Here is a 26,930-nt window from a genome sequence, read left to right on the forward strand (position 1 = left end):
TTATTCACCTCCTTCATTTCGATTTACGACTTACGACTTTCGACTTACGACAATTTGAACCAAACTATAGTTTATTTTACAATTCGTTTGGTGTGGCGCGAGTTTTGGGAGATTTCTCTCCTCGAACGTCCCGTCCTTCGTCGCTCTGGCTGTTAAAGGCTTTTATGTCTGCTTCGTTTTCTATGAACGTTGCTTCCTCAGTCCTCTTTTAGTTCTCGTAGAGAAATCCCCCTAAACTCTGCGTGCTAATCGTTAATAACCGTGTCTATCGCTGAGATTTTTCGATTTTTCTTCTTCGCTCGACTTGTCAGTAGCCTGCGGTTCTGCGCGACGACCTGCCGAAGCGCTCAAAGCGTAGCGCGCGAAGGCAACTCGGAGCGGAAACTCGCTTAAGTTGGAAGTCCGGGGGACTTCCAACGCGAGTTTCGTAGCGAGCGCGTCGCAATCCGCGCGAGCGTCCTTCGCTCAGCGCGAAAAATCTCAAATCTCTACCACGCTAATATTCCCACAAATGAATGATGACACAATTAAGATGTAAACCAAACTATGAGTGCTGTCACAGGCAAGTCAATGCGCAGTAAGCATCGGCTTGAGGAATTTGCCAGTCCAGCTTTCAGAACACCTCGCCACTGATTCCGGAGAACCTTCTGCAACCACAGTTCCACCGTTATCTCCTCCCTCTGGACCTAAGTCAATAATCCAGTCGGCAGACTTTACCACATCAAGATTATGTTCAATAACGATAACGCTGTTACCTTTATCGACCAGAGACTGCAATACGCTTAACAATTTTCTCACGTCTTCACAATGAAGTCCGGTTGTTGGCTCATCGAGTATATATACAGTCTTCCCAGTTGACCTTTTCTGCAATTCCGTAGCAAGTTTCACACGTTGCGATTCACCACCAGAAAGTGTTGGCGCACTTTGCCCTAGACGAATATAGCCAAGACCAACCTTCACAAGCGTATCTAAATATCTGGCAATAGACGGGTAAGATTTGAAGAACACTGCCGCTTCAGAAATAGGCATATCAAGAACGTCGGAAACAGATTTGCCTTTATAAGTAACTTCCAAAGTTTCACGATTGTATCGCTTTCCGTGGCACGCTTCACATTCAACATAGACGTCGGGAAGGAAATTCATTTCAATTTTTAATGTTCCATCGCCGTGGCACGCTTCACATCGACCACCTTTTACGTTAAATGAGAAACGTCCAGGACCATAACCGCGAACTTTTGCTTCGGGAGTTTGGGCGAAAAGCGAGCGAATTTTGTCCCACACACCCGTGTAGGTTGCAGGATTAGAACGCGGAGTGCGACCAATAGGATTCTGATCCACATGTACTACTTTGTCACAATATTCAACGCCTTCCACCCGCTTATGTTTTCCAGGAACTATGCGTGCACCGTTGAGCTTATCAGCAAGGACTGGGTAAAGAATTGAATTTATTAAGCTTGATTTTCCTGATCCTGATACGCCCGTAATGCAGGTGAATACACCTAAAGGTATGCTTACGTCGACATTTTTTAAGTTATGTTCACGGGCACCGAGAATGTGAAGCATACGGTTTTCGTCTACAATACGACGTTGTTTTGGTACGTCTATTGAACGTCTGTGAGCAATATAGTCTCCGGTAATTGAGCGCTGAGCTTTGATAATATCTTTGGACGGACCTGAATACACTACTTCTCCGCCATGTTCACCAGCTTCTGGACCAATGTCAACCAACCAATCTGCTTGACGAATGGTATCTTCGTCGTGTTCTACCACAATTAGCGTATTTCCGAGGTTTCGTAAATGGTGCAACGTTGCAATTAAGCGCTCGTTATCTCGCTGATGTAAGCCAATAGATGGCTCGTCAAGCACATACATAACACCAACTAATCCTGAACCTATCTGCGTAGCCAAACGAATTCGTTGCGCTTCGCCGCCAGATAATGTTTTTGCAGCTCTTGAAAGAGTGAGATAACTTAAGCCAACGTCGTTTAAGAAGCCAAGGCGAGCGCGTATTTCTTTCACTACTTCCGCCGCAATTAAGGCTTGAGAGCCTTCCAAATTAAGCTGATTTATCCACGAAAGACTGCGCTCAACCGGCATATCACACACTTCCGCTATGGAAGTATCTGCAACTGTTACTGACAACACTTCTGGACGCAAACGTTTACCTTGACATTGCTGGCATGGTACTTCGCGCATGTAGGATTCGTAGTATTGGCGCATTTGTTCCGAGTCTGTTTCATCATGCTTACGCATGAGTGTTCTGACTACACCCTCAAAGCCAGTTGTATATTCGCGTTGTCTGCCCCAACGATTTTTATACGATACTTGCACAGTAAAGTCGTGCCCGTACATAATAGCATTACGAATATCTTTGCTAAGATTCTTCCAAGGCGTATCCATGCTGAAATTTAAATCTTGGGCAAGTCCAGATAGTATGTGCTGATAGTACATGCCTGCTGACTTATTCATTGCCCAAGGCTCGATTGCTCCCTGAGAAAGAGACTTGTCGGGATCTGGGATCACAAGTTCTGGGTCGATTTCAAGGTTGTATCCAATTCCGGAACATTCTGGGCATGCTCCGTATGGTGCATTAAATGAAAATGTTCTCGGCTCAATTTCGTCAAGTTCTAGCTGATGATTGTTCGGGCAAGCACGATGCTCTGAGAAGGTACGACGACGTTGAGATGAATTGTCGGGTTCGTCAACGAAATCAGCAACTACCACGCCTTGCGAAAGTCGCAATGCTGTTTCTATTGAATCAGTAAGTCGTACTCGAATACCATCTTTAATAACCAGTCGATCAATTACTACTTCAATAGTGTGTTTTTTCTGCTTTTCAAGAGCAATATCTTCAGCAAGCTCATACATACTTCCGTCAATAATCGCTCGCGCATAACCGTCGGATCGCAAAAGATCAAGAGTTTCCTTAAATTCTCCCTTACGTCCGCGTACAACGGGAGCTAAAATTTGCAAACGCGTACGTTCTGGCATTGCCAAAAGTGTATCAACCATCTGTTGCGGTGTTTGTGCACTTACTAATTGACCACACACAGGGCAATGCGGCACACCTATTCTTGCGAACAGAAGTCGTAAATAATCGTAAATCTCAGTGATAGTGCCGACAGTAGAACGCGGGTTACGATTGGTAGTTTTTTGATCGATAGAAACAGCCGGGCTTAAACCCTCAATAAAATCTACATCAGGCTTATCCATACGACCTAAAAATTGACGAGCATACGCGCTTAACGATTCAACATAGCGTCGTTGACCTTCAGCGAAAAGCGTATCAAAAGCAAGCGAAGACTTACCCGAGCCGGAAAGTCCTGTAAAAACAACCATACGGTTGCGAGGAATCGACAAACTCACATTTTTAAGATTGTGTTCTCTAGCGCCTTGAATAGTTATTTTCCACTCAGCAGGAACTTGCGATAAATCGGATATAACCGTCCCGTTATGGGTACACAGCGGAGCGTTATCTAACAAATTTTGTAAAGCGTCCGGCTGCTTAGCGTCCGGCTGCTTATTCTCCTGCTGTGTCATTGCCGCCTCCAACTAATCTGAATAGTAAAACACTCCTGAAACGCAAACCCCTCAATAAGCGTCTCACTCCATAGCAAGCCATTATAGAACACTTGTTCGAAAAAGTAAAGTTTACTTGTGCTTGCTCTATCGCAATCAGCGTATGCTATATCACAATTCCCAAAAATTCGTTACCACTACACGATATAATGGTTCGTTTGGCTAACAATTTTCTTAGCACACATGCGATAAGCCTACATTTCTGGGGAACGGAACACATATTATGCCTATTGACGCACAAGCATTAACCATACAAATTGGTGCGCGCACGCTGTTAAATCCTACCGACTTTCACGTCACTAAAGGTGACAAAATTGGTTTAGTAGGACGCAACGGTGCAGGCAAAACAACGCTAACCCGCGTCATTACTGGAGAAATGCTGCCAGCTGGAGGTTCCGTACGAGTCAGCGGCGGCTTAGGCTACCTTCCGCAAGATACGCATGCTGCAGACCCTGAGCAAAGTGTGCTCGACCGCATTATGAGCGCACGAGACATTGCTTCCATAGTGTCACGTATCCGCAAAGCGGAAAAAGAGATGACCAATCCAGATCCAGATATCATGACAAAAGCGATGAACCGCTACGACAAAGCAATGCAAGACTTTGAAAAAGCAGGCGGTTACGCAGTGCAATCCGAAGCAATATCAATGGCCACCAGCTTAGGGCTTCCACAAGAAGTTATGCGACAATCCCTAGGCACACTTTCCGGCGGTCAGCGCAGACGCATTGAACTTGCTAGAATTCTGTTTTCTGACGCAGATACGCTGATTCTTGACGAGCCAACTAACCATTTGGACGCGGACTCTATTATCTGGTTACGCAACTATTTAAAACGTTTTGAAGGCGGATTCCTAGTTATTTCCCACTCCACTGAATTACTTGACGAAGTTGTGAATAAAGTATGGCATTTAGACGCACAACTCGCGCAAATCGACATGTATTCCATGGGTTGGAAAGCATATTTACACCAACGCGTAGTAGACGAAGAGCGTAGGCGTCGCGAGCGCGAAGTGGCAGAAAAGAAAGCCGAACGCCTTATGAAGCAAGGCATTCGCTTACATGCGAAAGCAACTAAAGCAGTGGCAGCTCAAAACATGATGCGCAGAGCCGAACGTTTACTTAGCGAAACAAGCGAAGCACAAAAACAAGAAAAAGTTGCTGATATTCGCTTCCCAGAACCAGCGCCCTGCGGACGCACTCCTATTATGGCGAAAGATATTTCTAAGGCCTACGGTTCTAATATTGTTTTTGCTGGAATTAACCTCGCAATAGACAAAGGTTCTCGCGTTGTTATTTTGGGATATAACGGCGCCGGCAAAACCACAACCTTACGTATTTTAGCTGGCGAAGAAACGGCAGATACTGGCGAAGTACAATACGGCCACGGCTGCAAAATAGGTTACTTCGCTCAGGAACATGACACCCTGGATTTAGACGCAACAGTACTCGAAAATCTCCAGCACGTTGCTCCAAATTTGAACGACACCCAAGCACGATCCATGCTAGGAAGCTTCCTCTTTTCTGGCGACGACGCTATGAAACCGGCCCGCGTACTATCAGGCGGTGAAAAAACGCGACTTGCGCTCGCAACACTTGTCACATCTCAAGCCAACGTATTGCTGCTCGACGAACCTACAAACAACTTGGATCCGGCGTCAAGAAATGAAATTCTTAAAGCTATTGCAAAATACGAAGGCGCTATCGTTCTAGTAACACACGATGAGGGCGCTGTAGAAGCATTACAACCTGAACGCGTGCTTCTTATGCCGGACGGGGACGAAGACTTGTGGAACGACGAATACCTTGATTTGGTCGCCGAAGAGTAATGAAAAGTAATGAAGAGTAATGAAAAGCAATGAAAAGCAATAAGCAACAACTAGCAAACAACTAACAGCAACGAGCAAGTAATCGGCTACTCTCAACTTTGCAATAGAATGGTTATGTGGTGATTGCAACATCCGTTTCTCAAAATTTACCGCCAGAAAAGCGCGCAGGCACTTTGCATGAGCAAAACCAGCGTTTTCATGCTTTTACAGTCGCAACAATATGGCATACGTTGCGCATTCCTTTGCTAGTGTTACTGCTCATTGCCGTATGCGAGTGCTCTTTCGGCAATATTCCGTTTTGGACTAGCGTCACAGGAAGCACCGATAGTGTTGCCGCTCATAATACTTTGGGACCGGGCGTTGTGCGTCTTTCTTCCGGAGGATTGCTTATTACTGATCCTTCTGAAGCATATTTAGAAGTAACTTCCGACGGAAGCTCACCATATATTCGTTTGCAGCCTGCTACTCTGTCGCACAAAGTTAGCAGAAAAACCACCGCAATACGTAAACAGGCTGTGAAGCATAAAACTCTTATTGATGATATTCATGTTCGTATTGAAGCAGATCGAACAGTTGGTAAACCACAAAGTACTAATCCCAGGGCATTTGACGCCGCTTTACTAACACTACCTGAGTCCGCTATTCATAAGCCGTGCATAGTGCGCGTATGGTTGCAACATCCTTTGGGAACGGTACTTGATATAGAGGATGCTCGAGCGAACGTAAGAGCACCGTTTAGTTGGTCATGGGGACGCGTGTGTCTGCTTGCATTATGCGCTTTTCTTATAGGTTTATGGAATCCTTGGTCGCGACTTTGGCGCATACAACTCGACACACACAGTTTGAAACAGCGTTGCTTTTTTGTAGCTTCTTTGCTTCCGTTGGTGATTGTTGGGATAGTAACAGTTGTGTGGAATCTGAAAAACTCCACTCCTTTGCATTTCGACACTGCAGGAAATTACACTTACGACTTTGATCAGTACGCACACACCGCCGATGCTCTTCTTAAAGGACAAGTACACCTTAATCTTCCTGTCCCGCGGGAGTTAACGCAGCTTGCAAATCCGTACGATCCCATGGCAAGAAACATGTTGCTCAACCATTCCGTACACAATATGTACTGGGATTACGCATATTATCAAGGCCACTGGTACTCGTATTTCGGAGTGCTTCCCGCAGTTTTGCTTTTTATGCCGTATCGTCTTATTTCGGGACTTTGGATACCGGGCGGCGCTATGCTTCCCACTACGGTTGCAACAATAGTATTTCTTATCGGTTTTCTTATAGCAGGATCACTACTCGTTATTCGTCTTATAAAGCACACCGTCGATCACGCTTCATTGGGAACTGTTTCTATTGCTATAGTCATGTTCTTTATTACCGCGAATACTGTGTACTTGTGGTTTAGAACGTCATTTTATTCGGTTCCTATGGCAGCTTCACTATTTTTCACTGCGTTAGGATTGTGCTGTTATTGCGGCTATAACAAAACTAAAAAATTACGAAATATTGCGTTAGGCTCCTTCTTTATATCGCTTAATTTAGGATGTAGACCAACGTTTATAATAGCAATTCTTTTTGCTATTCCTGCTTTCTATACAGACGTAAAAAATAGTATTGTTCGTTTACGTAACAGCTTCCACGACTCGCATGACTCTCGTTCGTGGCTTACATCGCTTACTTATCTCGTGTGCTGGATACTGCCCGTTATACTTGTTGCGATTCCTTTCTGCTGCTACAACATGCTTCGTTTTGGGTCGCCTATGAATTTTGGTAACGAGTATCAGATAACCATTACCGACATGACCACGATGCGTCTTCCGGCACAAAATATACTTCCGTCCATTATCAGCTACGTCGCCTTACCGTTGCGTATAATTGGAACATTCCCTTGGATTGGCATTCAACCTCTTGCTTTTGATCGTTGGCAGTATGCTGAACCTATGATTGGCGGCATGTTCGTATTGTCGCCATTGGCATTAGTTGGCATTATTGCCGCTTTTCTTATGCGCAAACGTTCCAGCAGTAATTTTGCATGGCACACCGTCATAACTGCGTTGGTAGCCGGCAGTATTCTTATTGTTTTTGATAGTTTGAAAGCTGGTGTCGGCTGGCGTTATATTGCTGACTTTGCGTGGACTTTCGCATTGGCTGCGGTAGTAGGCGTAACTTTACTTTTAGAACATTTGTTGAGTATGCGACAAGAAGATTGTCTGCGAAAGAAAGTTGCTTACTATTCGCTTACGTCAGCAGTGGTGGCACTATTAGCATTTTCGCTTATTATTGCTGCTTTAAGTTGGTTTGTTACCGGACGCGAAGACAGCACACTTCGTTTCAATCCTGATTTGTGGTATACGGTTCGCGCTTGGCTTACGCTCATGTAAAAAATTACGGAAGGTAATTATTCTGCCAATAATGCGTCAACAGTCCGCAGTAGTGCGTTAAGACCACTGTTAAACTGTTCAGGCTCCGGCAGTAGCGAAAGTGCAAGATACCCGTTTACTGGCATGTCGAAATAGTATCCAGGCTGCGAAACTAAGCGATAATCTTTCATCAATCGTAACGCTAACACGTCGTCATCAATGCAAGAAGGGACTCGCAATAAAATATTCCATCCGCCTTCAGCTCTTAGTGCACTCACGCAACATTGTGGCCATTTATCTAAAGTTTCTCTAAGAGTTTGAAGATTACCCAGCACTCGGCTTCTCACCATATTCGTTTGAGAATTGGCATATTGTAAAAGTTCTGGAATATGTTCAGAAACGGTTGCGCCGATTGGTAAGAAGTCGTCAGCAATCACATCGAGACGACGCTGCGCTTGAGCAACCTCATCTTCTGGACCAGAAACTTCAATCCAACCAACTTTGGCGTGTGGCGCTGCCAGCATTTTTGAGAAACCATCCAGCGCAAACACCAGCGTTGAGCTTTCTCCAGCCAAACGTGCGTTATCTTCAAAAGGTTCTAAAGAATAATCGTAGAAGACTTCATCAGCAATAATTGCCACTTCATGTTCTCTACACAAGCGTAATATTTCTTCACGTTCCTCAGGCTTTACGTAAGAGCCAGTAGGATTATTGGGGTTAATGAGCACAAGCGCTCTGATACGCAACGAATCATTTTCCAGTAGACTACGAACGCGAGGAACGTCAATAGTCCAAGAACCATCGTAGTGCAGCGGATATGGTATTGCGTTCACGCATTGTAAACGAGCTATTGAATCGATCAGCGGATATCCGGGGGTCGGACCTATAACAGCATCTCCAGCATCACACATGAGCATCATGAGCCAGGCGTAGGCTTGCGAGGTTGAAGACAAAACATAGAGACGGTCAGGATTAAGTTTCGCAGGAGTGCGAATACTGCCGCGGTTGTCGCGCTGGTTAATGAAATCAGACAGCAGCATGCGCGCTTCAATAGGGCCACGAGGGTCAGCAGTGTAGCGATCAGACAAACAACGCGGAGCGAGTCCGTGAACTGTTGGATTAGAATCGTTTAATTTCGTAAGCTTAATACCATTTGCTACAGCTTTGCGCTGAGCTAGAATAATGGGATTCGGCTCGCTTACGTCTACTCTTGAAGAAAATCGCACGCCACTACCCTAGCACCTGGCATAACAAAAGCTGGGCACATAAATTCATTCACGCGCCCAGCTAGTAAAAACTAAATAAAATTATAACGGCAAACCTACACGGTAAACCTAATTAATTTTAAAAGCTACTCAGTGCTGCTGCTTCTGGCTTGCATAATAAGCGGCACCAATAATGCCAGCCTCGTTATGTAAGGAAGCAACAACAATAGGAGTTTTAATGTCGATATGTGGCAAGAACTTTTCGCTTACGCGGCTCACACCACCACCAACAACAAACAAATCAGGGTTAAAGTACTTTTCCATCAAACCATAGTACTTAGTTAAGCGCTTAGCCCACTTCTTATAGCCCATATCCAACTTCTCGCGAACGGAAGAAGCAGCATACTTTTCAGCATCACCCTTGCCTTTTTCAAGCTGAATATGACCAAGCTCAGTGTTCGGAATAAGTACGCCGTTATAAATCAAAGCGGTACCAATACCGGTTCCAAGCGTAGTTGCAATAACCAAACCGTCTTTGTCTTTAGCGGCACCAAACTTTTGTTCAGCTAAACCAGCAGCATCAGCATCGTTGACAACCGTCACCGGACGACCGCAAGCCTCACTGAAGACTTCTGTAACGTCGACACCAATCCAAGACTGGTCAAGATTAGCCATAAAATCAAGCTTCTTACCCGGCTTAATAGGAGCAGGGAACGCAATTCCCACAGGAGCATCTGCAGGTACTTCAAAATGCTCAAGCTGCTGACGAACAATATCAGCAACCGCTTGAGGCGTAGAAACTGCAGGAGTAAGAATCTTATAACGAGGTTCTGCAAACTCACCTTTTTCCAAATTAACCGGAGCGGCCTTAATACCGGAACCACCAATATCGACGCCAAATGCTTGCGCAGTTTCAATCATCTTCGCTAACACTCCCCTCTGAATGTGTGCTGACAATAGGATATGTACGATTATTCTATACTATATCTAGCGCGACACGCTTACTAACTTCCCAATAAAACGGCGCCTTTATTCACTTTTACCATACGTGAAACACGCTCGTAAAAAGCTGATTACATTGGCAAAACAATTGATTACAAAGAAGGCATAGGCTTCCACGAGTTGTCGTGAAGAATTTTTCTCGAATCAAGCCAACCAGTAAACAATTTACCGATACCAGAAAATATATGCGCACGGTCAACCGCTATTAAACGAATAACCTCTTTAACCGCAGTCAATGCAGTTCCCAAAGCAAAAATAAACGGGTGAAAATCGCCATGAACCATAAAGTAACGAGCCATAAACCCACGATTTCGCATAATATGGTAACGGTTCATGTCTGAAGTCGAGTTCAGTTGACGCACTCCAGCAATATCCCAGTTAGGAATATCTCGGGTGCGACGAAGGATAATATCCGGCACCACAATCGGATTCGTAACTTTACTCGCAAGGTACCCGTACGTAGTATCATCCCAATAAATAAAGTAACGAGGATCCGGAAAACCAATTTTTTTGACAATATCTCGACGAATCAAACCACCCTCAAAGCACATCGTGTTCATCACGCGATAACCCGCCTTACCAAACGCTGCAGGAGCAATCGGATTAGGAATACCAAGCGAAACCAAAAAATCGTATTGCCAGTAGAATTTGCCACCGTCATAATCTAAGCGGCTTCCTTGAATAACAGCGTGACGCTTCGTCCACGGAGCCAAACGCTCAATAGACTCAGGAACCGTCTCAACATCATCGTCCATAACCCAAAACCATTGAGCACCAAGCTCATAAGCCTTCTTTACGCCAGCACTAAAACCACCAGCACCACCAAGATTTTCATCTTGAGGAGCGTAAACAACATGAGATTCATTGCCTTCAGCGTCTTTTTCTGCTTTACCCCAACGGTTAGTTAAATCAGTTTCGAGACGCACAACCAATTCGCGAGTTCGATCGCTCTGCTCATTATCGACAACCACAATTCTCCAAGGGCACTCGTTCAAACATTCAAACGAATGGAACAAATTCTCCAAAAGTTCTTGACGCTTATAAGTGACTACGACAATAGCTAATTTATCAATGCTATTCACTGCTACAGTATTACCATTTTTTGTTAATCTACTCGTATTGCTCATACTGGTATTCTCGCACCTACCCTCGCCACTTAGCTACACGCGTCACATATCGACCCGACTACGCCCAATGTTCCTAGTATGCGATACAAAAGAAGAGTAGTTTCAGGGAAGGTGAAAATCCTTACTGGCGGTAACAAAAACGCTTTGCACGTGTTTTTGAAGCCCGCGAGCGGCATACAAGCTGCTGATTCGGTTCAATTCCGAAGCCAACGGTTACAGTCCGGATGGAAGAAACGGAGACCCACCATGGGAATTTCGCATACTCATAATCATCAAACAAACGCCAATAACACTCAATGGTCAAGTGAAAAAATTGCGAAATATGCGCTATTTGTAGCACTTTCAATGGCAGTAAGCTTCATAGAATTCCCGCTTATTCCAGACTTTTCATTCCTAAAATACGATCCTTCTGGAATCGTGTGTCTTGTAGCAGGATTTGCATACGGACCGGCTGCAGCAGCAATCGTAAGCATACTCGGTTTTGCACCACACTTATTTACCAATCCACTCGGCACAGTGATGGCCGTACTCGTATCTTTAGGAGCTAGCGTTACAGCAGCAATCGTATACAAAAAAATGCATACCAAAAAAGGCGCAATCATTGCACTTTCGGCAGGCTCAGTTGTTGCTATTGCGCTCGCAATAGCAGGAAATCTTGTTATTACTCCTCTTTACGCTCACATGACTGTTTCGCAGGTTGTGGCTCTTATTATTCCAGCACTGCTGCCGTTTAATATTATTAAACTTGCGCTTCACGTTGTAGTAACAATGCTTGTTTATAAACCAGTTTCTAAACTACTCCACCACAGCAAGTAGATCTTATAAACGGCATAAACTATGCAAAATACCAGCACAAGCAGTAGTATGAACGAAACTCAAAATTGCGCAGTTGAAAACAATACTCTAGTAGTGTTGCGAAATATTTGCTTCAGCTACGATGATGGAAAAACTTGGACACTTAACAATCTAAGTCTTACAATTCGCTCCGGCGAACGCGTAGCGATTGTTGGCAAAAACGGTTCTGGTAAATCAACGCTGGCAAAGATTATTGCCGGTTTAACAGCTCCGGATAGCGGCTATGTTAAATTGTGCGGCGAAAAAGTTTTTGAAAATACTACTGCTTATGCTGACGCTTACAAAAATGCGCGAAAGTTTATTGGCGCTCTGTTCCAAAGTCCAGAAGATCAGATTGTTACTACTGTTACTGAAGATGATGTTGCTTTTGGACTGGAAAACCTGAACGTAGAACAGCATAAAATGCGAAAACTTGTTAACAATGCTTTAGAAGCTGTTCACATGCAAAATCATAGACTTTCTAACCCGAGTCTTATGAGTGGCGGACAAATGCAGAAAGTTGCTTTAGCAGGATCTATTGCAATGCAGTCAAAGCTACTTGTGCTAGACGAGCCTACTTCTATGCTCGACTCTAAATCTCGCGAAAACGTTGACACATTATTTGACGATTTGCATAAAAGCGGCACGAGTATTGTGCAGATTACGCATAGAATTGACGAATGCCAGAATGCAGATCGCATACTTCTGCTAGAAAATGGGGTGCTTCACGAAATTTGTTTAGAAGATCTGAAATCATATTTCAACAATTCTAAATATAGTTTTTCAAAAAAAGCGCAGGAAAATATTAATAATTATGCGAAGCAAAACGCAAGTATAAGCGATAGCACGCATACGAATAAAGCAATTTCAATATCACACTTAACAGTTAAATACGATGATAAATCTCCAGCTGTAATTAACAACTATTCACTTGATGTAAATGAAGGTGAAATAGTTGCAATAATGGGCGAAAACGGCTGTGGAAAATCCACTCTTGCGAAAGCTTTGTGCGGATTATTAAAAGCAGAATCTGGTTCTATAAGCGTAGAAAAAATACCTGTTAGTGAAAAAACTTCTAAAAAGAATCGGCAAAACTTACGCAAAACTATTGGCTACGTTATGCAGCTTCCAGAACAGCAACTTTTCGCAGAAACTGTACGCGAAGATGTTGCTTACGGTCCTAAAAATTTTGGGATAAAAGGAGACGCCCTTAAAGAACGCGTAAATGAAACGTTGAGACTGCTTAATCTTGAAAATTTGGCAGAAAAATCTCCTTTTTCTCTTTCCGGCGGCCAACAGCGTCTTGCAGCAATAGCGGGCGTTCTTGCTTTTAGACCGCGAGTACTTGTGCTTGATGAACCAACAGCAGGATTAGATTTTGAAGCATCGTTGTGCATTCTAGAAATTCTTCGAACTCTTAATAATCAAGGCGTAACAATAGTTATGATTACGCATAATCTTCAAGAAGCAAAAGCTTTAGGAGCAAGATTAGTAACATTAAAAGCAAACAAAAGTGAAAGTTTAGAAGATAAAAATAAATCATCACAAGAAACGATTAAACAAGAAGAAACTTCGCAAGAAAAATCAACCTCACTACTTAGCTCTTTTGATCCCAGAATAACACTTATATCCTGCTTTATGCTCATGCTAAGCGCTTTTAGCATCACTCATTACACGCAGTTAGCTGTTCTTGCTTTTGCCACACTGTGTCTAATTATTGCCGCAAAAATACAATTCATAAAACTAATTTCTTCACTACACATGCTTATTGCAATATTTACTTTTTCGGGATTGCTGAATATTCTTGCCGTTCGCACAGGCAAAATACTTTATAAACTTGGGCCGATTATTGTAACTTACGACGGAATTAATTGCGCAATACTATTTGCCACAAGATTCTCGCTTGTAATTATTATTGGCGCAATATTAGTTATGACAATAAGCCCAACAGTACTAACCGAAGCTTGCACGTCTTTACTGTCGCCGCTTAAAACTATTGGAGTGCCAACGCAGGAAATATCGCTTATTATGAGCCTAGCATTGAGATTTTTACCAACGCTTTCTAACGAGGCAGTAGAAGTTGCGCACGCTCAAACCGCTAGAGGTGGAAGCATACGGGACGGCTCAATTTGCAAACGGATTCACGCAATATCTTCGCTTATTGTTCCTGCTTTTGCAGGCGTTATTCGCCACTCAGAAACACTTTCTTTAGCACTTGACACTCGCTGCTACACGCCAAGCGCAACAAGGTCTCATTTGCACACGTTAAAAGTTAGCACAAAAGACGTGCTGCTATTAGTTGTGGCCGTTGGTTTTGTTAGCGCGATTATTACGTTAGGAATATTACGTTTCTATTAGCAATATGCAACAATTCGCAATATACTGTATAATCCGTTAGGTGCTTATGTAATTTATGTAATATTTGCGTTATAAAACTTGCATTTGAAAGGACGCCTTATGGCATTGACTAAAAAGCAGACTAAGCAGCTTCGCGCACTTGCTAATACGCTTAGCCCACTTTTGTACGTTGGTAAGAACGATATTACTGATGCAGCTGTAAAGCAAGCAGACGAAACCATGCAGTACCACGAGCTCATGAAGTGCGCTGTGCAAGATGGCTCTGGCTTAAGTGCTAAAGAAGCTGCGGATGCTCTTGCTCAAAAGCTCGGTGCCGAAGTTGTGCAAGTTATTGGCAATCGTTTTGTGCTGTTCCGCGTCTCTCCACTCGACAACGTTGACCACATTATGCTTGTGCGTGAGTAAAAGTAACTTAAAAAATATTAATACTGTATTAAAAGGCTTCTTAGAATTGTAAGAGGCCTTTTAATTATTATGTTTAATTATTATCCGATAGATTCATTAAGAATGGCACGGATTTGAGATAAGCGTTGAGTTAGCTCGTGCTCGTAGCCGCGGTTTGATGGATGGTAGTATTCGCGGCCAACAAGCTCGTCTGGCATGTACTGTTGGGACGCTACAGCTCCCGGGCAATCGTGTGCATACTGGTATCCTTCGTGATTACCCCAACTTTTCATAAGTTTCGTTGGAGCGTTGCGCAGATGAAGCGGCACTTGACCAATATTTCCAGCATCAACATCTTGCAAAGCCTGATTAATAGCATTGTAGCTTGCGTTGGATTTAGGAGCCGTTGCTACAGCAATCACAGCTTCAGAAAGAATAATACGCGCTTCCGGCATCCCGATTAAAGCAACCGCTTGAGCTGCAGCAACAGTTACTTGCAAAATCTGGGGAGCTGCCATACCAACTTCTTCAGCAGCAGCAATCATAATTCGCCTGGCAATAAAACGCGGGTCTTCTCCAGCTCTAAGCATGCGCGCTAAATAATGCAAAGAAGCGTCAACGTCACTTCCGCGCATTGATTTAATAAAAGCCGAAATCACGTCGTAATGATCGTCACCATCTTTGTCGTAGCGAACAGTATTAGTATCCATTACGTTAGAAACAATATCAGTAGTAATTACAGGCTTCTTTTTGCCATGCTGTAACGCAACATCTCCTGTTACTGCTCCTGCAGCCGCCTCCAAAATAGTAAGCGTTTTGCGCGCATCTCCCCCGCTTAAACGAATAATAGAATCAATCGCTTCGTCATCGATTTTAAGCTGATTGTTGAGCCCATTTTCGCTAGTTATTGCGCGTTCTATAAGCGTATGTAAATCTTCTACGCTAAGTGACTCAAGTTTTACTACTACAGACCTACTTAAAAGCGGCTTAATGATTGAAAAGCTTGGGTTTTCGGTTGTAGCTCCAATAAAAGTTACGTCACGATTTTCAACGCTTGGAAGCAGAGCATCTTGTTGAGATTTAGAAAAACGGTGAACTTCGTCAATAAAAAGTACTGTTTCTTGTCTCTTACTCACTAAACGTTCGTGCGCACGATCAAGCACAGCTCGAACATCCTTAACACCAGAAGTTACAGCAGAAAGTTCTTCAAACACGCGACCAGACTGGCGAGCAACAATATATGCGAGAGTAGTTTTCCCGACTCCCGGAGGGCCAAAAAGCACAACAGAACTTGGAGCAGTAAGAGAGCCTTTCGACTGCGGATTTGCAAGCCTACGCAAAGGAGAACCTTCTTTTAGCACATGCGACTGCCCAAGCACGTCTTCAATACGGCTCGGTCGCATACGCACTGCCAACGGACGCGTTACGTCGCTAGGTGCACTACTTGCTGCAAATAAATCCTGCTCCATAACCACCAGCTTACAATATGCATAGAACAAACGTTCGATTTTAATTGCGAATTAACTAAAGCAAGTTTACAACAGTTCGCAGCACTATACGTGCGAAACTTGGTAATCAAAGAACACAACTTCGCCTTCTTCTTGCGTTGTATCTAAATCTACAACGCCAGTAATAGCCCAATTATGATCTCCATCCGAATCGTCAATAATTTGACGAACTTTCCACGAGTGCTCACTTTTTTCAAGCGAATCGTCCAAAATAAACAAGTCGCCACTTCGAGCCTTAGCATCGATACCAACATACTCATGCTCGTCGTAGTAATCGTCAAGCACATCATTCCACTCGTGAACGCCATAGCCCCAAGCTTTATCCAACTCGCCGAGAGACTCAGCATCTTCCAAATCCATAAGCTGCACGCGACGGAACATAGCATTCCTAATCAACACAATAAGCCCACGACGATCCTCAACCACAGATTCAGAAGTTCCAGGCGCCGCAAGCATTACAGCACTAGCTTCAGCATCCGAACCGCCTGCACTCTCCCACTCGTCAACCAAACTAGAATCAATCGAGCGCACAACAAGACGAAGCCACGAAATAATATCACGCAACTCCTCGTTAAGCATGTCTTCCGGCACAGTGCGCGCAAGCGAACGGTAAGCGTCAGAAAGGTAGCGAAGAAGCGTTCCTTCACTTCTAGCAATACCATAACGCGAAATGTAGCCGGTAAAATCGGAAGCAGTTTCAACCATGTCTCGAAGCACAGATTTAGGCTTAATCCAGTAGTCGTTCGCCCAAGGCACATCCTTACGATACTGCGCAAAAGCAGGAGCTAGTAAATCTTCCAAAGGCTTAGGATAGCTAACTTCAGCCAAGCGCTCCATGCGCTCCTCGTAGTCGACACCATCATCCTTCATACCAGCCATCGCAGCATCACGAGCTTTACGCTCTTGCGCGCGAAGCACAGGCTTAGGGTCGTCCAAAGTAGCTTCAACCATGGAAATCACGTCAAGTGCGTAACTCGGAGATTCCGGATCCAGCAATTCCAAAGCCGCAAGCAAGAACGGGGAAAGCGGCTGATCCAACGCAAAACCTTCTGGCATAGTAACGTCAAGCTCATAATCGCACGAACCGTCCGCATGCTCTTTACATTCAATCACTTGAGTATCGAGCAAAGTCTGGAAAATATCGTCGCAACGCTCAAGCAATTTTTCTTTATCTTGCGGCTTTTGCGCACTATCTTCAATAAGTTTTTCAACGCGAGCGCGAGCATCCCCACCTTGCGTAACTTCGTTCAAAATCATTGAGTGCGTTACAACCATGTGCGGATTCAAAGTTTCAGGAGCGCTTTCAATCAGCTTAGTAAACGTTGGCTCACCCCAAACAACAAATCCTTCTGGAGCTTTCTTACGCTTAATTTTTTTAAGTTTTTTAGGATCGTTTCCGGCTTTTGCAACAGCGCGCGCGTTCTCAATCTCGAACTCTGGAGCCTCTGCAACCACTAAGCCCTCAGTATCAAATCCCATTCGCCCTGCACGCCCTGCAATTTGGTGAAACTCGCGAGCGCGAAGCTTTCGGCTACGATTCCCATCAAATTTTGTGAGCGCCGTAAGTACAACCGAGTGAATTGGCACGTTAATACCAACTCCGAGCGTGTCTGTTCCACAAATAACTGGTAGCAGTCCTTGCTGAGCGAGCTGTTCGACGAGTCTGCGGTAGCGTGGAAGCATGCCAGCGTGATGCACGCCAACGCCAGTTCGAAGCAGCCTTTGCAAAATTTTGCCGAATCCTGTAGTAAATTTGGTACCTTTAATGGCTTGGGCTATTTTATCTCGCTGCTCTTTGCTTGAAACTCCCGTGCTTGCGAGCGCTTGCGCTGTTTCCAAAGCCGCGTCTTGCGAAAAGTGAACTACGTAAATCGGCGTTAAACCCTTGTTAAATAAGAGTTCTACAGTTGCAGCAAGAGGCTTATCTGTGTACTCGTATTCGAGAGGGATTGGACGTGGCGCGTCTGCAATAATATCGACACTTCGTTTTGTTGATTTTTCTAAGCGTTCCGCAATATCCGTTACGTCTCCGAGAGTTGCGCTCATCAGCAAAAATTGCGTGTTCGGAAGCGTAAGTAACGGCACTTGCCAAGCCCAGCCGCGCTCTGGGTCGCCGTAGTAGTGGAATTCGTCCATTGCGACGCAGTCAACTTCAGCGTTTGCTCCTTCACGCAAGGCTTGATTTGCTAAGATTTCCGCAGTGCAGCAGATTATTGGAGCATCCGCGTTAATATGCGAGTCGCCAGTAATCATACCAACGTTGTCGCGCCCAAAAATTGCAACTAAATCGAAGAACTTTTCGGATACGAGCGCTTTAATTGGTGCAGTATAGTAGGAGCGTCTGCCGGTGGCGAGCGCTGCGAAATGCATGCCGAGTGCAACGAGCGACTTTCCAGAACCTGTTGGCGTGTTTAAGATCACGTGGTCTCCTGCAAGCAAATCCATAACGGATTCTTCTTGATGCGGCCACAAATCCACATGCTTGTTAGCGCTAACCCAATCAACAAATGCTTGAAAAATCTCGTCTTCGCTAGCATGATGCAAATCGAGAGCTAACTCGCCTAATCCAGCCATACTACGCTCCTACTTGACTTTACTTGCGCTTTTATTATTTTCGCTTTATTCGTAACTTTACTTGCGCTTCTTTTTATCTCGCACTTTTACGGAGATTTGGATAGGAGTACCTTCGAATCCAAATTCTTCGCGAAGCGATCGCTCAATAAAGCGACGGTACCCGTGCTCTAAGAAGCCGGTTGTGAAAATCACGAAACGTGGAGGGCGAGTGGACGCCTGAGTTGCGAACAAGATTCGTGCCTGCTTGCCACCTCGTAAAGGATGCGGATGTGCAGATTGAATACGCCCCAAGAAAGCGTTGAGCTTGCCAGTAGGAATACGCTTATCCCAGCTATCTAAAGCTGTTCGCATAGCACGGGCGAGACGATTCGTATGCCATCCTGTTTTTGCAGAAAGGTTCACGCGCTCAGCCCAAGTTACACGCTCAAACTCAGTCTTCCACAAGCGTTCCATGCGCTGCCTGGAAAATTCGTCCATTAAATCCCACTTGTTAAACACAAGTACGATTGCGCGACCAGCGTCAACAGCCTGGCTCATAACTTTCAAATCCTGCTCTGCAATAGGCTGGGAAGAGTCAAAAAGAATCAAGGCGAGTTCTGAACGCTCAATCGCAGCCTGTGTACGAAGTGAAGAATAGTATTCAGCACCCGTAAGCTTGTGCTGCCTGCGCTTAATACCAGCCGTGTCAATAAACAGCCAGTCCTCGCCGTCAACTCGCACAACCTCATCAACAGGATCTCGAGTAGTACCAGCCAAGTCGTTTACAACTGCACGCTCCTCATGAGCCAAATGGTTCAAAAGTGAGGATTTACCAACGTTTGGGCGACCAACTAACGCAACCCTACGAAGACCTTCTGGAGTTAAGAAGCCCGAAGTTTTATTCGCTTTCTTTAAAGAGTTAAGAGCAGCGTCAAGCAAGTCTCCCACGCCTCTGCCGTGCATTGCGGAAATTCCGTAAGGCTCGCCCATACCAAGCTTCCAAAACTCCGCTGTCAAATACTCGCTTCTAGCGTCGTCAACCTTGTTAACCGCTAAAGTAATAGGCTTTCCAGCAGCGCGAAGCATTGAAACAATGCGCTCGTCTGTAGCCGTCAAACCAACTTGACCGTCTACTAAGAAAATCACAGCATCGCTTAAACGTACCGCAACTTGAGCTTGCTGAGCAATCGAAGAATCAATACCTTCAACATCAGCTTCCCAGCCGCCTGTGTCCACCAGCTTAAAGTTGGTTCCAGCCCATTCAGCGTCATAGCTTACGCGATCTCGAGTAACGCCTGGAGTGTCTTCTACAACAGCAACTCGGTGGCCTAGAATACGGTTTACAAGCGTTGATTTTCCAACGTTTGGTCGACCAATTACAGCGATTACGCCAACCGCTTTAGTGTTTTTTGTGTTATCTTCATTTACTACGTCACCACGAAGCAGCGCGCGATCTTCATCGTCAAGATCGTAGCCTTCAAGATTCGCAGCGTAACGATCGTATTCATCCTGCTCAACAGCAGCGTCAACCATTTCAACAAGCGCGTCAAGCGTCTGCTCAAACGTCAAATCTGAATTATCGAGCGTAGTTACGCCGTCCGCAGCTTGAAGAAAATGCGTTACTTTGGCGTCTTTAGCGTCGCGAGCACGAATATCGTCTTCTTCAGACGTTTGATTATTTTTAGATTGATTATTTTGTAAACTTTCCTGCTCAATATCTTGCTTATTTCTGCGAGCTTGACGCACTTCTTCACGAGCGGTAAGCAGCACGCGAACTTGCGCATTAGGAGCCACAACAGTAGTAATATCGCGGCCTTCTGCAACTATGCCCTCTCCAGAAGAGAATGAATCTTCAGCTGACTCTGCCGCAATATACGCGCGCTGAGCAGCGATAAGCATGCGGCGAACTGCAGGAATTGAAGAAACAGTAGATACATGCGAAGAAACTTCGCCAGAACGCAACTCTTCGCTAATATCTTCGCCGTCGATTACTACTACAGGATTTTTTGGATCAACACTAAATTCAGCATGATCTTCAGTAAATAAAGCACCAACAGCTTCAACAATTTGGTCAAAACGTTCAGCATCCGCAGGATTAGTTGGCTGACCTTCTTCATCCAATTCAAGCTGCGTACTTAAATCAATACCCTGCTTCAAACACCACCATGCAGCAGCACGATACATGGCTCCCGTATCCAAATATGCGAAACCGTAGTATTGCGCTAAAGCGCGAGAAGTAGAAGACTTACCTACTCCTGCTGGTCCATCAATTGCTACACAAATCACAGGCCAACCTCCTTAGAAAGCGAACGCACTTCAGTTTGAGAAAGCACACGATACGATCCCGCCTTCAAATCACCCAACTTAATAGGGCCAATTTGCGTACGAACCAAGCGCTTTACAGGGTAACCTACAGCACCAAAAATTCGGCGCACAATACGATTCTTACCCGAATGTAATACGACTTTTACCATTGTTGTGTCGTGATTCTGGTCGATTATTGCGCAACGGTCGAGCTTAATCCAACCGTCTTCAAGATTTACACCTTGCGAAACCAAGCGTCGGCAAACCATTCCGTTTATTTTGCCTTCAACAGTTGCAATATAGGTTTTTTCAACCTCATACTTTGGGTGCATCACATGCTGGCTTAATTCACCATCGTTGGTCATTAAAATAAGACCTTCAGAATCGTAATCCAAGCGGCCCATGTGGAAAATACGCTCGTACTTGTCTCCCACAATGTCTCGCAAAGTAAAGCGACCTTTTGGATCATCCATAGCACTCAGTACTCGCTTTGGCTTATGCAAAGCAAGCGTCACCAGCTTAGTATTAAACTTTACGCGCGAACCATCAACGCGCACTTTCTGACGCTTTGGATCGACGCGCGTACCCAATGTCGTTACTAATTCATCGTCAACTTCAACACGCCCGTCGAGAATAATCTCCTCACATTTGCGTCTTGAACCAAATCCCGCTTCAGCAAGCAGCTTCTGCAGTCGAATGGCGTTGTTGTCATCTGAATGCGCCTGATTGGCGCGGGAATATGCGTTTGGCATCGTTCTCCCAACGTGACCTCACGAATTGCGTAGTTTTGTTACTACATTTGGTATGTGTAACACTCAACTCACTAGCAATTCTATTCTTACTTATTGTGTAATTGTTTGTTAATTGTGATAAATCAGAAAATTACCACGTCGTTCTATGCTATCGTATGGCATAGCCGTGCTACTATAGCAAACGTTTCACAATGTTGCAAATCAATAACGCAACATACCTATAAAGTGAGGAATATATATGGCCAACATGTCACAATCTGCTTGCTGCAAGCCTCAGCCTACCGCTCCACTTGTTATTCGTACCGCTACTGAGTTTATTGCTAGCTTAATGGCAATGTTCGCAATTTACACATTCTCTTCGATGGCTACAGCAATGTATGGCATCAACTTATTGATGGTTGCAATCGGCACTGGAATTGCATACGCCGCTGCTATTGGTATTGCCGCCAAAATTTCTGGTGGTCATCTCAATCCTGCCATCACCATCGCATCCATGCTCACTGGTCACACATCGTACGTTGCTGGAATCTGCTATATAATAGCTCAGATTCTTGGCGCTATCGCAGCAGCAAGTTTGTTTGTTTTCGTTTTGCCACAAACCAAGATGGTTCCAGATAATAGTTGGTTTGCTCCAGTAGTAAACGGTTTTGAATCTGGTTCTATTTCAGCAAACCAGTTAAAGAGTGTTAACGCATCCTTTGGCGTTGTTACTGCACTGGTTGTTGAAGTTATTGCAGTGCTTGTTATTGTTGCAACCGCAATGGCTCATACTGATGAGCACGGTAACGCTAAGTGCGGTTACGCAACACACATGGGCATTGCTTATGCTGCCGGCACCTTTATGACTTATCAAGTTACAGGCGCAGGACTTAATCCTGCCCGCTCAACCGGTATTGCTATTCTTGCGCAATCTCACAAGCTTGCAACTTCCCCATTAGGACAATTGTGGGCTTTCTGGGTTGCCCCAATTTTTGCTGCAGCTCTTGTTGGTTTTGTTATGTTGCTTACGAGGCTTGTCACCGCTCCTGCCTCTCAGGCACATTATGCGAAAGCACACGCAAAAACTGCAGTTGCTACCATGGCAGCTCCGGAAGCAAACGGCGTAAATGCTGGCGTGAATACTGATGTGAATACCTATTCAGATGCTGGCATGAACGCTGGTGTAAATGCTGATCCAAATGCTAATCCAGCACAATCTGCAGATGCTGCCGACAATGATTCCCAACTCTTATAAAGCAGCATAACTATTTTAGTTAGTAACTTTAGTTAGTAACTTTAGTTAGTAACTAAAGTTATTAACTAGTAACTTTAATTAGTAACTAAAGTTACAGCAGAAATGTAATAGAACAATACGTTATGAGCAAACCTGCACCCAACGCCATGCTGATGAAAGTATCAAAACCAACTGAGCGAACTTTCCATGGGCTACGTTGACGCAATGCTATGCGCATAACACCCAGCACAATGGCCGTCGCAGCAAGTACTACTGTGGCGGCCATTGTGTATCCCATAAAAGCCAACACAGCACACGCAGCTGCAACAGCTGCTACAATCCACTCCGCATAAGGCTTTCCTTCAGTTTTTTCCGACACGTACGGATGCTCTGTTTCACCGCGCTTAGTTTTTAGCTCACTATCTGTCATACTTGTATCATACTTACTTCGCGATAACAAAGGCGAATGCCCGGTTTTACCAAGCATCCGCCTCAGTTTCGTGAAAAATTAGCGATAACAACTAGTTATCATTCAAATGTTTCACACAGCAACATCTCATGCGACGACATTTCACACGGCGACATTTCACAGACAATACACCGAATCCAATCAAACCAATAATTACAGAGCTAAACGCAAGTAGCACGATGGCAAGGGCAGCAGAACCAGTATTAGAAAGTACGCTATGAACTTTCGCATTACTTGAAGGATTCATTCCGTTTTTGTTGTTGCCATTTGCGTCACCAGCGTTGCCAGAATTTACATCAGTGCTACATGAACATTTACAGGTAGAACCATTACCGGTAGAGTCGTTCTTTATAAAAGCCTTACCGGTATCACTACCGTTCGCATTTGGCGAACTATTTAAGCCACTGGCAGAACCAGGTCTATGATTGTCGCCATTATTATTACTCGATGTATCGGGTCTTCCATTTACGTCACCGTGAATATTCAGCTCAGGAATATACGGCCATACTGGATTAATACCTTGGCCAGAATTTGAAGATCCTCCAGGTGTGGTGTCACCACCATGATTCACGGGATTATCCAGATGACGAGGATGATCTGGATTATCAGGATGATGAGGATGATTCTGATGATGAGAGCTATGAGGATTATGAGAAACATCCGGTTCATTGCCACCAGGCTCATTTCCACCATGATCTTTTGGATTCGAAGGCTCCGGTGGAGTTGGTGGAGTAGGCGGAGTTGGTGGCTCTGGCGCCGGCGGAGTTGGCAAAGGTGTAGGTGGCGTCGGCAAAGGTGTAGGCGGAGTTGGTGGAGTAGGCGGAGTAGGCGGAGTAGGCGGCTTTGGATCTTCCTTCGTGCCAACCAAAATCACCTTATCTACAGGTGCAATATACTCACCACGTACAGATTCAATATTTTTAGTCAAGCCTTTATCTGGATCGACAGCATACGTAGTAGTAACCTTCTTTGAACCGTTCTTGCCTGCAGTTTTTACCTTCGTTTGACCTTTCTTCAATGTAGGATCTTCACGTTCTACAGTATTAAACTTGATAGTTTTTGTCTCGGTCTTTACATTACCGACCTTCGTAATACCATTTACAGCGCTCTTAATTGTTTTGAATGTGCTAGTAGCATCTTCATCCCAAATTCCATCTTTAAAAGCGCCAAGTTTTACATACTCACTACCATCAGAAGGGTCACTGATTTTCTTTTGCGTGTTATAAGGTAATGTTGAATCTACCTCATACTTCATCTTACCTTTAACTGCTTGAAGTTTTAGCGGAGCTAAATAGTACTCTTGGAACAGTGACATAACATTCGTTTTATCAATATTTTTTGAAGGAACAATATCATAGTATTCAGGAAGTTCATATTGAGCATTTTTAGTACGAAGGTATTTAACATAATAATTGATAAGCTTGTACACGTAAGGATTCACAATAGCGAAAGGGTCATAAGAAGCTGGATTACTTTTACCCGTACTAGCATCAATACGCGAATCGTAAAAAGCATATATGCTGAATGGAACAGAAATATTCTTAAAATTGTCAATAGAATTCTTTTTATTTTTGTAACGAATAGTAACTTTCTTACTAACAGGAGTGAACTTATAACCCTTAAACTCAGTAAGAATCTTATCATTATCTGTGATAACAATACTTCCTGAACTATTCGTATCAGAAGTACCAAAAGCATATACTTTTTTAAGATTAATATTATTTATATTGTTAGTATTCCACTTATTAGCAATAAATACACCATCATAGTCTATGAAAGCTGATGTCATATCTGTATTTTCGTTAAAAGTTTTATTACTAAAGTTAACAACAGCACCATTTACACTTTTAGCTCCACAACCATCAAACATTTGATTGAAACGCGTAACATTACTTACATCCCAGTTTGAGGCATCAAGATGCTCCAATCGGTAACAACGATAAAACATCTCATGCATGGAAGTGACATTACTCACATTCCACTTTTTCATACCATCAGCATTCTTAAGATTTGAACAGGAATCAAACATTCCAGCCATGCTGGTAACACTGCCCACGTTCCACTTGCTCAAAGCATCAACGTTAGTGAGATACGTGCAATTATAAAAAAGACTGCTCATATCTTTAACATTGCTCACATCCCAACCTTTAAGAGCATTAAGACTATCAGATGTTAAAGCAGTCTCTCCGAACATCACTCTAAAACTAGTTACTTTGCTTACGTTCCAAGTATTTAACGCGCTGATGTTGCTTAGTTCATTGCAGCCATTAAAAGCTTCCTCCATTGTTTTAACATTGCTCACATCCCAATCTTTCAAACCACTGACATCAGTTAAATTCTTGCAATTCTTAAATAATTGTTCAAAACTAGTAACATTACTGACATCAAACCGCCAAATGTTACCCAAAGATTTTATACCAGAATTTTCAAAAAGACCCCATGAACCGGTTGCGACTCCAGACAAATCTGGCTCAGCATACTTAATAAGTTCCCCATAACCATACACATTGCCTTCAAAACGAAGCGTAGCGCCATTAGATTGAGAACTAGAAATAACATCATATACATTATTCCAATAAAGTTTTTTGGGATGATGACTACCACTAATAACACAGTCAGTGTTACTACCCTCAGGCTTTATAACAAGATATTTCGTACCATTCTCTGTTGTAATATTCGCCGTGCACTCACTCATAAAAAGTACATCACGATCATTTAATTTGCGCTTAGGTGGTTTATTAACTAAAGGAGAAGTTGGAGTTTCACTAGGCCCAGCATTTGCAGAAGAATTTGCAGAGTTTACAGGAGGATTTACAGAAGACCTTATAGCAGAATTAGCAGCCCCCCCCCCACGACTCACGCTGGGAATGGCACCAGCTATGCTTGAAGCACTGGCAGCAGATGCTATTGCACCAGCTATAATAAGCGAAGCAATAATCACAGCACTAATCACACTGAGCTTTTTATTATTCACACTATTCATCTGCATGCCTCCCAATAAAAAACGAAAACATAACATGCACAAGCATCCATTTGTTATGATATTATAATATGCTTCGCAAACAAGAATTAGTGAATAATGCCGTCCAATAACGCCGTCCAATAAACCCGTCCAATAACACGCGCAGTCTGCGTGTGCATACCAACGCAAGTGGCAATAAACCAAAACAATAAACCAAAAAACGAGTTATTTCCCAAAAACAATAAACCAAAACAAAAATGCAGCGCTTGAAGTGATCAAACGCTGCAATCTCAGAATATTAATTTACTTATTTTACTAATTCACAAATTTACAAATTCGATATTTTACGAATTTACAAATTCACGAATTTAGTGGAAGAAGTGACGAGCGCCCGTTACGTACATCGTTACGCCAGCAGCGCGCGCAGCTTCGAACACTTCTTCATCTCGAATAGAACCGCCCGGCTGAACGATTGCGCTTACTCCAGCCTCA

Annotated in this window: 16 protein-coding genes and 1 riboswitch; of the genes, 6 read left to right on the forward strand and 10 right to left on the reverse strand. The window is 43.9% G+C overall.

From position 1 onward, the window contains the following. Positions 1-567: 567 nt before the first annotated feature. Positions 568-3,540 carry an excinuclease ABC subunit UvrA gene (uvrA, locus tag AXE77_RS01290; RefSeq protein ID WP_116711764.1) on the reverse strand — a complete coding sequence of 991 codons (2,973 nt, stop codon included), beginning with the start codon at positions 3,538-3,540 and terminating at the stop codon, positions 568-570. Positions 3,541-3,802: 262 nt separating this feature from the next. On the opposite strand from uvrA, the gene AXE77_RS01295 reads away from it, so the two are divergent. Beyond that, positions 3,803-5,404 (forward strand): ABC-F family ATP-binding cassette domain-containing protein, encoded by a 1,602-nt coding sequence (locus AXE77_RS01295; RefSeq protein ID WP_116711765.1) that lies wholly within the window; start codon positions 3,803-3,805, stop codon positions 5,402-5,404. A 119-nt stretch (positions 5,405-5,523) separates the two neighbouring features. Beyond that, positions 5,524-7,788, forward strand: coding sequence for a beta-carotene 15,15'-monooxygenase (locus tag AXE77_RS01300; RefSeq protein ID WP_430886644.1), 2,265 nt, complete (start codon positions 5,524-5,526; stop codon positions 7,786-7,788). Positions 7,789-7,805: 17 nt separating this feature from the next. On the opposite strand, the gene AXE77_RS01305 is transcribed toward AXE77_RS01300, so the two are convergent. The 3 genes from AXE77_RS01305 to AXE77_RS01315 all read right to left on the reverse strand — a co-directional run bounded on the left by AXE77_RS01305 (position 7,806) and on the right by AXE77_RS01315 (position 11,101). Further along, on the reverse strand, positions 7,806-8,993 hold the full coding sequence (locus AXE77_RS01305; RefSeq protein WP_116711766.1) for a pyridoxal phosphate-dependent aminotransferase: 1,188 nt from the start codon (positions 8,991-8,993) through the stop codon (positions 7,806-7,808). A gap of 129 nt (positions 8,994-9,122) precedes the next feature. Beyond that, the gene (ppgK, locus tag AXE77_RS01310; RefSeq protein WP_116711767.1) at positions 9,123-9,893 is read right to left on the reverse strand and encodes a polyphosphate--glucose phosphotransferase; all 771 of its coding nucleotides are present in this window, start codon (positions 9,891-9,893) and stop codon (positions 9,123-9,125) included. Between the two features lie 173 nt (positions 9,894-10,066). Further along, positions 10,067-11,101 (reverse strand): glycosyltransferase, encoded by a 1,035-nt coding sequence (locus AXE77_RS01315; protein ID WP_116711768.1) that lies wholly within the window; start codon positions 11,099-11,101, stop codon positions 10,067-10,069. Positions 11,102-11,195: 94 nt separating this feature from the next. Continuing rightward, positions 11,196-11,341: riboswitch (FMN riboswitch) on the forward strand. A gap of 6 nt (positions 11,342-11,347) precedes the next feature. Between AXE77_RS01315 and AXE77_RS01320 the strand changes: the two genes are divergently transcribed. From AXE77_RS01320 to AXE77_RS01330, 3 genes are all read left to right on the forward strand, one after another. Continuing rightward, the gene (locus AXE77_RS01320; protein ID WP_116711769.1) at positions 11,348-11,917 is read left to right on the forward strand and encodes an ECF transporter S component; all 570 of its coding nucleotides are present in this window, start codon (positions 11,348-11,350) and stop codon (positions 11,915-11,917) included. A 48-nt stretch (positions 11,918-11,965) separates the two neighbouring features. Next, positions 11,966-14,293 (forward strand): energy-coupling factor transporter ATPase, encoded by a 2,328-nt coding sequence (locus tag AXE77_RS01325; protein WP_116711770.1) that lies wholly within the window; start codon positions 11,966-11,968, stop codon positions 14,291-14,293. A 99-nt stretch (positions 14,294-14,392) separates the two neighbouring features. Next, a complete protein-coding gene (locus AXE77_RS01330; RefSeq protein WP_116711771.1) occupies positions 14,393-14,698 on the forward strand; it encodes a YhbY family RNA-binding protein in 306 nt (101 codons plus the stop codon). 80 nt (positions 14,699-14,778) lie between these two features. Here the strand turns inward: AXE77_RS01330 and AXE77_RS01335 are convergent, their stop codons facing one another. The 4 genes from AXE77_RS01335 to AXE77_RS01350 all read right to left on the reverse strand — a co-directional run bounded on the left by AXE77_RS01335 (position 14,779) and on the right by AXE77_RS01350 (position 21,794). Further along, positions 14,779-16,146 carry a replication-associated recombination protein A gene (locus AXE77_RS01335; protein WP_116711772.1) on the reverse strand — a complete coding sequence of 456 codons (1,368 nt, stop codon included), beginning with the start codon at positions 16,144-16,146 and terminating at the stop codon, positions 14,779-14,781. A gap of 84 nt (positions 16,147-16,230) precedes the next feature. Beyond that, positions 16,231-18,759, reverse strand: coding sequence for a DEAD/DEAH box helicase (locus tag AXE77_RS01340; RefSeq protein ID WP_116711773.1), 2,529 nt, complete (start codon positions 18,757-18,759; stop codon positions 16,231-16,233). 57 nt (positions 18,760-18,816) lie between these two features. Next, positions 18,817-21,024 (reverse strand): bifunctional cytidylate kinase/GTPase Der, encoded by a 2,208-nt coding sequence (gene der / locus AXE77_RS01345; RefSeq protein ID WP_116711774.1) that lies wholly within the window; start codon positions 21,022-21,024, stop codon positions 18,817-18,819. After that, the gene (locus tag AXE77_RS01350) at positions 21,021-21,794 is read right to left on the reverse strand and encodes a pseudouridine synthase (RefSeq protein WP_004106562.1); all 774 of its coding nucleotides are present in this window, start codon (positions 21,792-21,794) and stop codon (positions 21,021-21,023) included. The genes der and AXE77_RS01350 overlap by 4 nt, the downstream gene beginning before the upstream one ends. Before the next feature lie 238 nt (positions 21,795-22,032). Between AXE77_RS01350 and AXE77_RS01355 the strand changes: the two genes are divergently transcribed. Further along, positions 22,033-23,028 (forward strand): MIP/aquaporin family protein, encoded by a 996-nt coding sequence (locus AXE77_RS01355; protein ID WP_116711775.1) that lies wholly within the window; start codon positions 22,033-22,035, stop codon positions 23,026-23,028. A gap of 91 nt (positions 23,029-23,119) precedes the next feature. On the opposite strand, the gene AXE77_RS01360 is transcribed toward AXE77_RS01355, so the two are convergent. Then, complete coding sequence (locus AXE77_RS01360) at positions 23,120-23,437, reverse strand: DUF3017 domain-containing protein (protein ID WP_116712041.1); 318 nt, start codon at positions 23,435-23,437, stop codon at positions 23,120-23,122. Between the two features lie 91 nt (positions 23,438-23,528). Continuing rightward, the gene (locus tag AXE77_RS01365) at positions 23,529-26,465 is read right to left on the reverse strand and encodes a BspA family leucine-rich repeat surface protein (RefSeq protein WP_165846021.1); all 2,937 of its coding nucleotides are present in this window, start codon (positions 26,463-26,465) and stop codon (positions 23,529-23,531) included. Positions 26,466-26,930 lie beyond the last annotated feature (465 nt).

This window comes from Gardnerella massiliensis, assembly GCF_003408845.1.
GTDB classification, from domain to species: Bacteria; Actinomycetota; Actinomycetes; order Actinomycetales; family Bifidobacteriaceae; genus Bifidobacterium; species Bifidobacterium vaginale_H.

Bases quoted from the DNA above. Each gene is read 5' to 3' on its own strand.
- AXE77_RS01320 (WP_116711769.1), top strand. From the start codon at position 11,348: ATGGGAATTTCGCATACTCATAATCATCAAACAAACGCCAATAACACT.
- uvrA (WP_116711764.1), bottom strand. From the start codon at position 3,540: ATGACACAGCAGGAGAATAAGCAGCCGGACGCTAAGCAGCCGGACGCT.
- AXE77_RS01350 (WP_004106562.1), bottom strand. From the start codon at position 21,794: ATGCCAAACGCATATTCCCGCGCCAATCAGGCGCATTCAGATGACAAC.
- AXE77_RS01315 (WP_116711768.1), bottom strand. From the start codon at position 11,101: ATGAGCAATACGAGTAGATTAACAAAAAATGGTAATACTGTAGCAGTG.
- AXE77_RS01295 (WP_116711765.1), top strand. From the start codon at position 3,803: ATGCCTATTGACGCACAAGCATTAACCATACAAATTGGTGCGCGCACG.
- AXE77_RS01325 (WP_116711770.1), top strand. From the start codon at position 11,966: ATGAACGAAACTCAAAATTGCGCAGTTGAAAACAATACTCTAGTAGTG.
- ppgK (WP_116711767.1), bottom strand. From the start codon at position 9,893: ATGATTGAAACTGCGCAAGCATTTGGCGTCGATATTGGTGGTTCCGGT.
- AXE77_RS01355 (WP_116711775.1), top strand. From the start codon at position 22,033: ATGGCCAACATGTCACAATCTGCTTGCTGCAAGCCTCAGCCTACCGCT.
- AXE77_RS01330 (WP_116711771.1), top strand. From the start codon at position 14,393: ATGGCATTGACTAAAAAGCAGACTAAGCAGCTTCGCGCACTTGCTAAT.
- AXE77_RS01335 (WP_116711772.1), bottom strand. From the start codon at position 16,146: ATGGAGCAGGATTTATTTGCAGCAAGTAGTGCACCTAGCGACGTAACG.
- AXE77_RS01360 (WP_116712041.1), bottom strand. From the start codon at position 23,437: ATGACAGATAGTGAGCTAAAAACTAAGCGCGGTGAAACAGAGCATCCG.
- AXE77_RS01340 (WP_116711773.1), bottom strand. From the start codon at position 18,759: ATGGCTGGATTAGGCGAGTTAGCTCTCGATTTGCATCATGCTAGCGAA.
- AXE77_RS01365 (WP_165846021.1), bottom strand. From the start codon at position 26,465: ATGCAGATGAATAGTGTGAATAATAAAAAGCTCAGTGTGATTAGTGCT.